The organism is Devosia sp., from assembly GCF_034675085.1.
Taxonomy (GTDB): Bacteria; Pseudomonadota; Alphaproteobacteria; order Rhizobiales; family Devosiaceae; genus Devosia.
The window spans coordinates 1-12,978 of record NZ_JAUCDN010000069.1 but is presented as its reverse complement, the minus strand read 5'-3'; the positions used below and the strand labels follow the sequence as shown (position 1 = coordinate 12,978).

The 12,978-nt window shown below is 64.7% G+C and carries 7 protein-coding genes and 1 pseudogene; all 8 read left to right on the top strand.

What is annotated here, in order from left to right:
* Positions 1-1,016: xylulokinase (locus VDP82_RS06485; protein WP_323014035.1), on the top strand; the 1,016-nt coding region annotated here is incomplete at its 5' end.
* On the top strand, positions 1,013-2,320 hold the full coding sequence (gene xylA, locus VDP82_RS06480; RefSeq protein ID WP_323014034.1) for a xylose isomerase: 1,308 nt from the start codon (positions 1,013-1,015) through the stop codon (positions 2,318-2,320). The genes VDP82_RS06485 and xylA, both read left to right, overlap by 4 nt.
* 154 nt (positions 2,321-2,474) lie before the next feature.
* Positions 2,475-4,097, top strand: a complete 1,623-nt coding sequence (locus VDP82_RS06475; protein WP_323014033.1) for a glycoside hydrolase family 43 protein — start codon at positions 2,475-2,477, stop codon at positions 4,095-4,097.
* A gap of 113 nt (positions 4,098-4,210) precedes the next feature.
* On the top strand, positions 4,211-5,482 hold the full coding sequence (locus VDP82_RS06470) for an O-acetylhomoserine aminocarboxypropyltransferase/cysteine synthase family protein (RefSeq protein ID WP_323014032.1): 1,272 nt from the start codon (positions 4,211-4,213) through the stop codon (positions 5,480-5,482).
* 101 nt (positions 5,483-5,583) lie between these two features.
* Positions 5,584-8,292: a DNA mismatch repair protein MutS gene (mutS, locus tag VDP82_RS06465; RefSeq protein ID WP_323014031.1), complete on the top strand. Its 2,709-nt coding sequence runs from the start codon at positions 5,584-5,586 to the stop codon at positions 8,290-8,292.
* Positions 8,273-11,068 carry a [protein-PII] uridylyltransferase gene (locus VDP82_RS06460; protein WP_323014030.1) on the top strand — a complete coding sequence of 932 codons (2,796 nt, stop codon included), beginning with the start codon at positions 8,273-8,275 and terminating at the stop codon, positions 11,066-11,068. Before mutS ends, VDP82_RS06460 begins: the two co-directional genes overlap by 20 nt.
* Before the next feature lie 153 nt (positions 11,069-11,221).
* Positions 11,222-12,784 carry a murein biosynthesis integral membrane protein MurJ gene (gene murJ, locus VDP82_RS06455; RefSeq protein ID WP_323014029.1) on the top strand — a complete coding sequence of 521 codons (1,563 nt, stop codon included), beginning with the start codon at positions 11,222-11,224 and terminating at the stop codon, positions 12,782-12,784.
* A gap of 64 nt (positions 12,785-12,848) precedes the next feature.
* Positions 12,849-12,978: pseudogene (locus tag VDP82_RS06450) on the top strand (tryptophan--tRNA ligase); the annotation flags it as partial.

Sequence of the window (12,978 nt, the reverse complement as noted above, 5' to 3'; positions counted from 1 at the left end):
TCGCCAAGGTGCTGTTGCCCAAGGCCTATGTGCGCCTGCTGCTGACCGGCGAACATGTCGAGGACATGTCCGACGCCGCCGGCACGCTCTGGCTCGATGTCGCCAGCCGCGACTGGTCCGTTGAGTTGCTGGGCGTCACCGGACTCACGCGCGATCACATGCCGCGCCTCGTCGAAGGCTCGGCGCCCTCGGCACAGTTGAAGCGCGAACTGGCCCAGCGCTGGGGCATGGAGGGCGTCGTGATCGTGGCCGGTGGTGCGGGTGACAATGCCGCCGCCGCCTGCGGCATCGGCGCCATCCGCCCCGGTGAAGGCTTTGTTTCGCTCGGCACCTCGGGCGTGCTCTTCGTTTCCAACGAAAAATTCAGCCCCAATACCGCAGGGGCGGTCCACGCCTTCTGCCACGCCATTCCCGATACCTGGCACCAGATGGGCGTCATCCTCTCGGCCACCGACAGCCTCAACTGGCTCTCCCGTATTACCGGGCAGAAGCAGGCCGAGCTGGCCGGGGCCGCCGAAGCGCAGTTCACGGGGCCGGGCGAACCCATTTTCCTGCCCTATCTCTCGGGCGAGCGCACGCCGCACAACAATGCTGACGCGCGCGGCTCTTTCGTCGGCTTGTCCCAATCCACAGACGCGGCGCAGCTGGCCCAGGCGGTGATGGAAGGCGTTGCCTTCGCCATGCGCGATTGCCAGCGCGTGCTGGCCGATGCCGGCACCTCCATCAACCGGCTCCTGGTCGTGGGTGGCGGATCGAAATCACCGCTCTGGCTGAAAATGCTCGCCACCAATCTCGACATGGAAATTGCCCTGCCCGAGGACGGCGATTTCGGCGGGGCGCTGGGGGCGGCCCGGCTGGGCCTTTGCGCCGCTGAGGGAGCAAGCCCGCAGCAGGTGATGACCATGCCGCCTATTAAAACCACCATTGCGCCCGACAAATTCCTGTCGGCTGCCTCTTCCGACCAATATGCGCGCTTTTGCGCGCTCTATCCCGCCATCGAGGAGGCACGTCAGTGACGGATTTTTTCAAGGGTATCTCTCCGGTCAGGTTCGAGGGAACCGGCAGTTCCAACCCCCTGGCCTATCGCCATTACAACAAGGACGAGATCGTTGCCGGCAAGCGGATGGAGGATCATATCCGCCCTGCCGTGGCCTACTGGCACACCTTCGCGGCCGAGGGCGGCGACCCCTTTGGCGGCCGTACCTTCGACCGGCCGTGGTTTGACAAGGGCATGGACGGCGCCCGGCTCAAGGCCGATGTCGCCTTCGAATTCTTCGATCTGCTCGACATGCCCTTTTTCTGCTTCCATGACGTCGATATCGCCCCCGAGGGGGCGACCTTGGCCGAGAGCAATCGCAATGTCCGCGCCATCGGCGATATCTTTGCGCGCAAGATGGAAACCAGCCGCACCAAGCTCCTCTGGGGCACGGCCAATCTCTTCTCCAACCGCCGTTACATGGCCGGCGCCGCCACCAATCCTGACCCCGAAATCTTCGCCTATGCCGCCGGCCAGGTGAAGAACGTGTTGGAGCTGACCCACGAACTGGGCGGCCAGAACTATGTGCTCTGGGGCGGCCGCGAGGGTTACGAAACCCTGCTCAACACCAGGTTCGGCCAGGAGCAGGACCAGATGGCCCGCTTCCTGACCCTGGTGATCGAGCACGCCAAGAAGATCGGCTTTACCGGCCAGATCCTCATCGAGCCCAAGCCGCAGGAGCCGAGCAAGCATCAATACGACTACGACGTCGCCACGGTTTACGGGTTCTTGCAGAGATATGGGCTCGAAAAGGACGTGAAGTGCAATATCGAGGTTGGCCACGCTTTCCTTGCCGGCCACTCCTTCGAGCACGAGCTGGCCGTCGCCTCCTCGCTGGGCATGCTCGGCTCGGTCGACGCCAACCGCAATGACCTCCAGTCCGGCTGGGATACCGACCACTTCCCCAACAATGCCGCCGAGATGGCGCTTGCCTTCTACTACATCCTCAAGCAGGGCGGGCTGGGCAAGGGCGGCTTCAACTTCGACGCCAAGGTGCGCCGCCAGTCGCTCGACCCGGCCGACCTGCTTTACGGCCATATCGGGGGCCTCGATACGCTGGCGCGCGGCCTCAAGGGCGCCGCCGCGCTGATCGAGGATGGCGAATTCGACCGCCTGCTCGATGAGCGCTATGCCGGTTGGGATAAGGGGCTGGGCAAGGATATCCTGGCCGGCAAGCTCAGCCTGGCCGATATCGCCGCCAGGGTGGAAGCCGAGAGCCTCAACCCCCAGCCGCGCTCCGGCCGCCAGGAATATCTGGAAAACCTGGTCAACCGCTTCGTCTAGTCTCAATCCCGATCCCTCCTCCCTCTCCCCTTGCGGGAGAGGGTGCCCGAAGGGTGGGTGAGGGGGTTTTCAACTATAGCTCCCTTCATCGGGCGCTGCGCGCCACCGTCTCCCGCAAGGGGAGAAGGAAAAGGTGGCGGGCGAGGAGGCCGTCATGCCGCAAATCACCAATCCCATCCTGCCCGGCTTCAATCCGGACCCCTCCATCCTCCGCGTCGGCGAGGATTATTACATCGCCACCTCCACCTTCGAGTGGTTCCCCGGCGTGCAGATCCTTCATTCCCGCGACCTGGCCAATTGGGAGCTGGTCACCCGCCCGCTCTCGCGCAAGAGCCAGCTCGACATGCGCGGCGACCCTGATAGCTGCGGGGTCTGGGCGCCCTGCCTCACCCATGACGGGGAAAAGTTCTGGCTGGTCTATACCGACGTCAAGCGCAAGGATGGCTCGTTCAAGGACGCGCATAATTACATCGTCTGGGCCGACAGCATCGAAGGGCCGTGGTCAGACCCGATCTACGCCAATTCCTCCGGCTTCGACCCCAGCCTGTTCCATGACGACGATGGCCGCAAATGGTTCGTCAACATGCTTTGGGACCATCGGGTGCGCCCGCTGCTGTTTGCCGGCATCGCCTTGCAGGAATTCGATTCCGAGGCGGGCAAACTCGTCGGCCCGATCAGCAATATCTATCAGGGCACCGACCTCAAGCTGGTCGAGGGCCCGCATCTTTATAAGCGCAACGGCTGGTATTACCTTTTGACCGCCGAGGGCGGCACGGCCTACGATCATGCCTGCACCTTCGCCCGTTCGCGCAGGATCCAGGGGCCTTACGAAACCCATCCCGACAAACATATCCTGACCGCCAAGGATGCGCCGCTCGCTCCCCTTCAGCGCGCCGGCCATGGCGACCTGGTCGAGACCCCGGACGGCAAGACCTATCTCGTCCACCTTACCGGCCGCCCCACCACCCAGGAACGCCGCTGCGTCCTGGGGCGAGAAACCGCCATCCAGGAAGCCTATTGGGGCGATGACGACTGGATTCACGTGAAACACGGCCCCGTGCCTTCACTGCATGTCGAGGTGCCCGGCACGCGCGACGAAGCGGCCTATTGGACCGACAAGCGCTACACCTTCGAAAACGGCCTGCCCATCGATTTCCAATGGCTGCGCACGCCCGAGCCGGAGCGGATTTTTTCGACCGAGAGCGGCAGGCTCCGCCTTTTCGGGCGCGAATCCATCGGCTCCTGGTTCGAACAGGCGCTGGTTGCTCGCCGGCAGACGCATTTTTCCTACGACGCCGAAACCGTGCTGGAGTTCCGCCCCACCGACGAGCGCACCATGGCGGGCCTCACCGCCTATTACAGCCGCTATAATTTCTTCTATCTGGCCGTCACTGCCCATTCGGACGGGCAGCGCGAGCTTCTCATCATGAGCTCGGAAATGAGCTGGCCCGACGGCAAGCTCACCTTCCCCGCCGCCCCGGTGCGGATTCCCAATGGGGGCAAGGTGAGGCTGGCGCTCACTATTCGCGGGCGGCTGCTGCAATTTTTCTATGCCCTCGAAGGGCAGGATTTGCAGCCCATCGGGCCCGTGCTCGATGCCTCCCTGCTTTCCGACGAGTGTGGTGGCCACCAGGCCCATGGCAGCTTCACCGGCGCCTTTGTCGGCGTCGCGGCCCATGACCTCAACGGCACGGCCAGCCCCGCGGACTTCGACTATTTCCTCTACGCGCCCCGCCATGACCCGTCGGATCGCTATGAGGTCGATGCCCTGCAATAGGTTTTCGTTCCAAGAATCGGGCGCGGGAGAGGACGGCTTGCCTCTCCCGCGCCTTGTCATTTCGGGGCCGACAGAGGATTGTGGCGCCCAAACGGACCTTTGGAGGCGCCTTTATGAAGCTCGAATCGATCGCCCTGCATCACGGTTATGAATCGGAGGCGACCACCAAGTCGGCCGCCGTGCCGATCTACCAGACCACCTCATATACCTTCGACGACACCCAGCACGGCGCGGACCTGTTCGATCTCAAGGTCGCGGGCAATATCTATACCCGCATCATGAACCCGACCACGGCGGTGCTCGAGGCGCGTATCGCCGAAATGGAAGGCGGCGTCGGCGCCCTGGCCGTGGCCTCGGGCATGTCGGCCATCACCTATGCCATCCAGACCATCGCCCAGGCCGGCGACAATATCGTCGCCGTCTCCCAGCTTTACGGCGGCACCTATAATTTGTTCGTCCACACCTTCCCGCGCCAGGGCATCGAGGCCCGGCTGGTGGTGCATGACGATTTCGAGGGTTTTGAAAAGGCCATCGACAAGAACACCAAGGCGGTGTTCCTCGAATCCATCGGCAATCCGGCCGGCAATGTCGTCGATATCGAGCGCATCGCCGAAATCGCCCATCGCCATGGCGTTCCGGTGATCGTCGACAACACGGTGGCGACCCCCTATCTCACCCGCGCCTTCGATTTCGGCGCCGATATCATCGTCCACGCGCTCACCAAATATATCGGCGGCCATGGCACCTCCATCGGCGGCATCATCGTGGATTCGGGCAAGTTCGACTGGAAGGCCAACAAGGAGCGCTTCCCCATTCTCAACGAGCCCGACCCGTCCTATCACGGCGTGGTCTATACCGAGGCGCTGGGGGCTGCGGCCTATATCGGGCGCGCCCGCGTCGTGCCGCTGCGCAATACCGGCGCGGCTCTCTCTCCCTTCAACGCCTTCCTCATCCTCCAGGGTCTGGAAACGCTGGGCCTGCGCATGGAGCGTCATTGCGAGAATGCCCAGAAGGTGGCCGAATATCTCAAGGCCCATCCCAAGGTGGCCTGGGTCAATTATGCCGGCCTGCCCGACAGCCCCTATCACGAGACGGCCAGGAAGATTTCCAAGGGTTCCGGCTCGGGCATTCTCTCCTTCGGCATCAAGGGCGGCAAGGAGGCGGGCGCCCGCTTCATCGACGCGTTGCAGATGATCCTGCGGCTGGTCAATATCGGCGACGCGAAGTCGCTGGCCTGCCATCCGGCCACCACCACCCATCGTCAGCTTTCCCCCGAGGAGCTGAAAAAGGCCGGTGTCTCGGAGGACCTGGTGCGCATTTCTGTCGGCATCGAGCATGTCGACGACATCATCGCCGATATCGAGCAGGCCCTCGCCAAGGCTTGAGTTGGGCGACAAGCCCGTGCAAAGCCGCGCCTGCCGGTTGGCATCGGCGCGCTAACAGCCTAAAGTCAGGGCTCCCTTTCGAGCCCTGACTGCCGCGCCCCATGGACCAGACCCCCTTCGAGGCCCCTTCTGCCCCGGCGCCGCTGACGCCGATGATGGCGCAATATTTCGAAATCAAGGCGGTCAATCCCGGCTATCTGCTGTTCTACCGCATGGGTGATTTCTATGAGCTCTTCTTTGAAGACGCCGAGATCGCCAGCGCTGCCCTGGGAATCGTTCTCACCAAACGCGGCAAGCATATGGGCGAGGACATCCAGATGTGCGGCGTGCCCATCCACGCCGCCAACGACTACCTCAACAAGCTCATCAAGCTCGGTCATCGGGTCGCCATCTGCGAACAGGTGGAAGATCCCAGGGAGGCCAAGAAGCGCGGCTCCAAATCGGTGGTCAAGCGCGATGTGGTGCGCCTCGTCACCCCCGGCACGCTGACCGAGGACGATCACCTCGACGCCCGCGCCTCCAATTTCCTCGCCGCCCTCGCCATGCTGGCGCATGGCGACACCGATTTCGCCCTGGCCTGGACCGATGTCTCGACCGGGGAGACCTTCACCGCCGATCTGGAGGCCGGTCAGCTCCAGGACGAGATCGCCCGCATCGCCCCGGCCGAATTGTTGATGACCGAGGCCTGCCGTGACGCCCTGGCCCGGAGCCACCTGCTTGCTCCCGCCTGGGGCCCGGTCACGCATATCGCGCCGCCGGAAAATTTCGACAGCGAAGCGGCCATGGAGGCGCTGCGCGCCGTTTTTCCGGCAGGGGAATTCGATCCCACCGCACTTTCCCGCGCCGCCCGCTCGGCCCTGGGCGCCATTGTCGCTTATGTGCGCGAAAGCCAGAAAGGCGCCGGCGTGGTGCTGCGCGCCCCCCGCGCCGAGGCGGCGGGCCGGCATATGGCTATCGATGCCGCCACCCGCGCCAGTCTCGAATTGCACCAGACCCAGCGCGGCCAGCAGCGCGGCTCGCTCCGCCAGGTGATCGATCTCACCGTCACCGCGCCCGGCTCGCGGCTTCTGGCCGCCCGGCTGGCATCGCCCCTGGCCGATGCCGACGCCATCAATGAACGGCTCGGCGCCGTTTCGGCGCTGGTCGAGGACACGCTGCTCACCGGACGGTTGCGCAGCGAACTCAAGGCGGTGCCCGATCTGGCCCGCGCCCTGACACGCCTGGCGCTGGATCGCGGCGGGCCGCGCGATCTGGCGGCCATCGGCAAGGCCGTGGGCGCGGCCGTGGCCTTGGCGGCCCATTTCGACCGGCTCGAAACGCCGCCTACAATTCTGGCCCGGCTCTTCGCCATTCTTGCCGCCGCCCCGCTCTCGCTGGCCTCCGAGCTGGCGCTGGCGCTGGATGACGATCTTCCGCTGCTCAGCCGGGATGGCGGCTTCGTGCGCAAGGCCTATGACGACCGGCTCGATGGCGAACGGGCCCTGGCCAGCGAAACCCGTGCCGTGGTCGCCGCGCTTCAGGCCAGGCTGATCGAGGAGACCGATGTCCGCTCGCTCAAGATTCGCCACAATGGCGTCCTGGGCTATTTCGTCGAGGTGCCGGCCGCCCATGGCGCCCGCCTTCTGGAGGAGCCGCATCGGCAGAGCTTCATTCATCGCCAGACGCTGGCCAATGCCATGCGCTTCACCACCACCGAACTGGCCGAGCTCGAGGGGCGCATTGCCCGCGCCCATGAGGCGGCGCTGGAGCTGGAGCTGAGCATTTTCGCCCGTCTGCGCCAGGAGGCACTGGCGCGTACCGAGCTCCTGCGCGGTCTGGCCGACGCACTGGCCGAGCTCGACGTCATCGCTGCCCTGGCGCATCTGGCCGCAACGCGCGGCTATGTGCGGCCCCAGATCGATGCCTCCCTCGCCTTCGCCATCGCGGCCGGTCGCCACCCGGTGGTGGAGGAGATGGCCCAGGGCGAAGGCCGCAGCTTCGTGGCCAATGACGCCGATCTTTCCGGCAGCGATGAAATGGGCGGCGGACGGCTCTGGCTGGTCACCGGGCCCAATATGGGCGGTAAATCCACTTTTCTGCGCCAGAACGCACTCATCGCCATCCTGGCGCAGATGGGCAGCTTCGTGCCGGCGGGAGCGGCCCATATCGGCGTGATCGACCGGCTGTTCTCGCGTGTCGGGGCCAGCGACGACATTGCCCATGGCCGCTCCACCTTCATGGTGGAAATGGTCGAGACCGCCGCCATCCTCAATCGCGCCACCCGCCGCAGTCTCGTCGTGCTCGACGAGATCGGGCGCGGCACCGCCACTTTCGACGGGCTTTCCATCGCCTGGGCGGCGGTCGAGGCGCTGCACGAGACGACGGGATGCCGGGCGCTCTTCGCCACCCATTTCCATGAATTGACCAGCCTCGCCAAGACCCTGTCGCGCGTCGCCAATGTCACCATGAAAGTGCGCGAATGGGAGGGCGAGGTGGTGTTCCTGCATGAAGTGGGGCCCGGCGCCGCCGACCGCTCCTATGGCATCCAGGTGGCGCGGCTGGCCGGCCTGCCCGAGCCGGTTTTGGCGCGGGCGCGCCAGGTGCTGGCTGTGCTCGAGCAGCGCTCCACCGGCACCGCCTCTTCCAGCCAGAAAGCCAGCGTGCTAGACGATCTGCCACTTTTCGCCCATCAGCCTGCTCCCCGACCGGTGGGCCCGGATCCGCTATATGAAGCGCTCGACGCCGTTCGTCCCGACGAAATGACTCCCAAGCAGGCGATCGAAGTGCTCTATGAGTTGAAGAAAATCCGCGATGACGCTCGCCGAAGTTGAGGCAAAGCCGCGAAAGCCGCTCTTCTCGCTCAAACTGGCCGAAACCATCCTCGGCGAGTTGGACGCGGCCATTGGCGATCATGCGCCCAAATCCAGCGCCGCCCGGGCTGCGGTTCTGGCCTATATGCGCCAGACCCTGGCCACCGCCCGCACCCAGGCGGAAGCGGAACTGATCGCCACCGGCAAGGGCACGCGCTGCGCGCAAAATCTCTCCAATGCCCAGGACGAGATCATCGCCGCGCTCTATCTGTTCGCCACGCGCCGCGTCTATCCGGTCGACAACCCTTCGGGAGCCGAAGCCATCGCGCTTTCGGCCGTGGGCGGCTATGGCCGGGGCACGCTGGCGCCGGGCTCCGATATCGACCTGCTGTTCATCCTGCCCTACCGGCAGACCCCATGGGGCGAGCAGGTGACCGAATATATCCTCTATATGCTCTGGGACCTGGGGCAGAAGGTCGGCCATGCCGTGCGTTCGGTGGAGGAATGCATCCGCATGGCCCGCGCCGACATGACCGTGCGCACTGCCACGCTGGAAGCGCGCTATCTCACCGGCGACAAGGGGCTCTTCGACACCCTGGTGCATCGTTTCGAAACCGAGATCATGCCCGGAACGGGCCCCGAATTCATTGCCGCCAAGATGGCCGAGCGCGACGAGCGCCACCGCCAGATGGGCAATTCCCGCTATGTGGTCGAGCCCAATATCAAGGATGGCAAGGGCGGGCTGAGGGACCTCAACACCCTGTTCTGGATCGGCAAATACTTCTTCTCGGTCAAATCCAGCCATGAGCTGGTCGGCAAGGGGGTGCTGAGCGCCGGGGAATACCGGCTCTTTTCGCGCGCCGAGGATTTCCTCTGGGCCGTGCGCTGCCATCTGCATTTCGTCACCGGCCGCAGCGAGGAAAAACTCACCTTCGACATGCAGCCCGAGCTGGCCGAGCGCATGGGCTATGCCCGCCGTATCGGCATGCTGGGCGTCGAGCGCTTCATGAAGCGCTATTTCCTCGTCGCCAAGGATGTGGGCGACCTCACCCGCATCATCTGCGCCAGTCTCGAATTCAACCATGCCAAGGACATGGACACTGTGGGGCGCGTTGCCGTTCCCCTGCGCCCCGGCCGCAGCCGTATCAAGGGCGAGGCCGATTTCGTGCTCGATACCGGCCGGCTCAACCTGGCCGATGCCGAGGCGTTCACCCGCGATCCCGTCAACCTCATCCGCATGTTCCGCGTCGCCGGGCGCGAGCAATTGCTGTTCCACCCCGACGCCATCAAGGTCATCACCCGCTCGCTGCGCCTGATCGACAACACCTTGCGCGCCGACCCGCGGGCCAATGAGCATTTCCTCAACATCCTCACCGATCCCCTGTCGGTGGAGCGCATATTGCGGCAGATGAACGAAAGCGGCGTATTGGGCAAATTCGTGCCCGAATTCGGCAAGATCGTCGCCCTGATGCAGTTCAATATGTACCACCATTACACGGTGGACGAGCACCTGATCCGCTCGGTCGGCGTCATGGCCGATATCGCCAATGGCGGCCTGCGCCAGGAATTGCCCCTGACCCATGAGCTGCTGCCCCAGCTCAACGATACGCGCCTGCTCTATGTGGCTCTGTTCCTGCACGATATCGCCAAGGGCCGCCCCGAGGATCATTCCATCGCCGGCGCCCGCATCGCCCGGCGTCTCTGCCCGCGCTTCGGCCTCTTGCCGGCCGAGACCGACACCGTGGCCTGGCTGGTGGAAAATCATCTGGTGATGAGCGAGATCGCCCAGGCCCGCGATATCCAGGACCCCGAAACCGCCAAGGCCTTTGCCGATGTGGTGCAGTCGCCCCAAAGGCTGGCCCTGCTGATGATCCTCACCGCCTGCGACATTCGCGCCGTGGGTCCGGGGGTATGGACCGGCTGGAAGGGGAGCCTGTTGCGCTCGCTCTATTATGCCACCGAGCCGCTGCTTTCGGGCGGGCACAGCCAGGTGACCCAATCGGACCGCATCAGCCATGCCCGCCGCCAGCTGGCCCAGGCGCTCGAAGCCTGGCCCGCCGACGCGGTGGAAAGCTATATCGCCCGCCATTACGACCATTACTGGCTGCGGGCCGAGCCGGAATTGCAGATCGAGCATGCCCGCATGATCCGCCAGGCCGACAAGGCGGGGGAAGTCTTTGCCGGCTCCATCCGCGTCAAGGCCTTCGAGGGCATCACCGAGGTCAGCTTCTATACGCCCGACCATCCGCGCCTGCTCTCGCTCATTGCCGGCGCCTGCACCATGCAGGATGCCTCCATCATCGGGGCGCAGATTTTTTCCACCCGCGACGGCCATGCGCTCGATACCTTCCGGCTGCGCCGCAGCTTCACCTCCGACGAGGACGAGAAGGTCCGCGCCACCCGCATCATCGATACGGTCAAGCAATTGCTCCAGGGCAAGCGGCAAATCCTCATCGATCTGGGCAAGGAAAGCCGCCACAACAAGCGCCTGCGGCCCTTCGCCGTGCCGGCCCAGGTCACCGTCTCCAACGTGCTCAGCGAAAAATTCACCGTCATCGAGGTGTCCGGCCTCGACCGCATGGGGCTGCTGCATTCGCTGACCCGCGAGATCGCCGACCTCAACCTCACCATCGGCTCGGCCCATATCGGCACCTATGGCGAAAAGGCGGTGGACGTCTTCTATGTCACCGACCTGACCGGGCAGAAGATTCACGCCAAGCCGCGCCAGCGCAAGATTCACGACGCGCTGATGAATGTGTTCCAGCCGCACAGTGGGGAGCGCGGGCAGAATGGATAAATCCGGGCTGGGTTTCCACCCCCTCCTCCCTCCCCCATCGAGGGGGAGGTGTAGCTCCACCCATGGGCACCATCCCGCCACAGCCACCAAACCGCACCTCCCCCTCGATGGGGGAGGTTGGGTGGGGGTGGGGTCACGCCACCGGAACCGCGTATGAGCCTTTACCGCAACTTCCTTTCGGTGGGCGGGCTCACCCTGGTTTCCCGCGTCGCCGGCTTTTTCCGTGATGCGCTGATGGCCGCCGTGCTCGGCACCGGTCCGGCCGCCGACGCCTTCTTCGCGGCCTTCCGCTTTCCCAATCTCTTCCGGCGGCTGTTTGCCGAAGGGGCGTTCAACACCGCCTTCGTGCCGATGTTTTCCGGCGCGCTGGAGCAGGACGGGCGCAATGTGGCGCTGGAACTGGCTTCGCGCATCATGGCCTGGCTGGTGGCGGCGCTGCTGGTGGTGACGGTGCTGGCCGAGATTTTCATGCCCCAGATCATGGTCGCCTTCGTGCCCGGTTTCGTCGGCGACAGCGAGAAATTCGAGCTGACGGTCTTTCTCACCCGCATCATGTTTCCCTATCTGGCCTGCATGTCGCTGATGGCGGCCTATGGGGCGATCCTCAATTCCCTCGGGCGGTTCTTTGCCGCCGCCTTCGCGCCCGTCATTCTCAATATCGTCAATATCGCCGCCATGATCCCGCTGGTCACCTTCTGGACGCAGGATCCGGCCGGCGCCGCCATGTGGGTGGCCATGGCCACCATGGCTGGCGGCGTCGCGCAACTCGCCCTGGTGTGGGCGGCCATCAAGCGCGCTGATTTCCTGCCGCGCCTGCGCCTGCCCCGCTTCGACAAGGAAGTGCGGCGCTTCTGGATGCTGGCCATCCCCGCCATCCTGGCCGGCGGCATCACCCAGATCAACATCTTCGTCGGCACCATCATCGCCTCGGGCGCCGCCAACGCCATTTCCGTGCTCAATTATGCCGACCGGCTCTATCAGCTGCCGCTGGGCATTATCGGCATCGCCATCGGCACGGTGCTGCTGCCCGAATTGAGCCGGCATTTGAAGGGCGGACGCATGGCGGCGGCCCATGCCACGCAGAACCAGTCGCTGCTGGCGGCCATGCTGCTGTCCATGCCGGCCGCCGCCGCCCTCATCGCCCTGGCCGAGCCCATCGTGCGGGTGCTGTTCGAGCGCGGCGCCTTCGATGCGCTGGCGACGGCGCAGACCGCCCAGGCGCTCATCGCCTTTTCCACCGGTCTGCCCGCCTATGTGCTGATCCGCGTGTTGCAGCCGGGTTTTTTCGCCCGCGAGGACACGATCACGCCCACCATTTTCGCCGGCATCTCGGTGGCGGCCAATATCGCGCTCTCGCTGCTGCTCTTTCCCAGCCTGGTCCATGTCGGCATCGCCATCGCCACCGCTGCTTCCTCCTGGCTCAACGCGGTCTTGCTGGCGCTCTTCCTCGCCCGGCGCGGTCACTTCGCCCTTGCCGGGGCCGAATGGCGGCGCCACGGACTGATCCTTGCCATCAGCGCCATCATAGGCGCCAGCCTCTATCTTCTGGCCGATCAGGGCCGGGCCTATCTTGCCTCTTCGGCGCCCTTCTGGCAGCAGGCCGGGGTTCTGGCGGTTCTGGTGGGGTTCGGGCTGGTGCTGTATTTTACCCTTGTCCATGTCAGCCGCGTGCAGCCGCTGGGCCAGCTTTTTTTGCAATTGCGGCGCAAGCGCTAGGCCGGGATGACTTTATCGGCCATCGGATATAAGTGTTCGCAGGATATCTGTTACAGGGCTCCCCATGTCGTTTACTCCCCGCGTCTTCTCCGGCATCCAGCCATCGGGTGATCTGCACCTGGGCAATTATCTCGGCGCCATCCGCCGCTTCGTGCCCCTCCAGCACACGCATGAGACCATTTATTGCGTGGTGG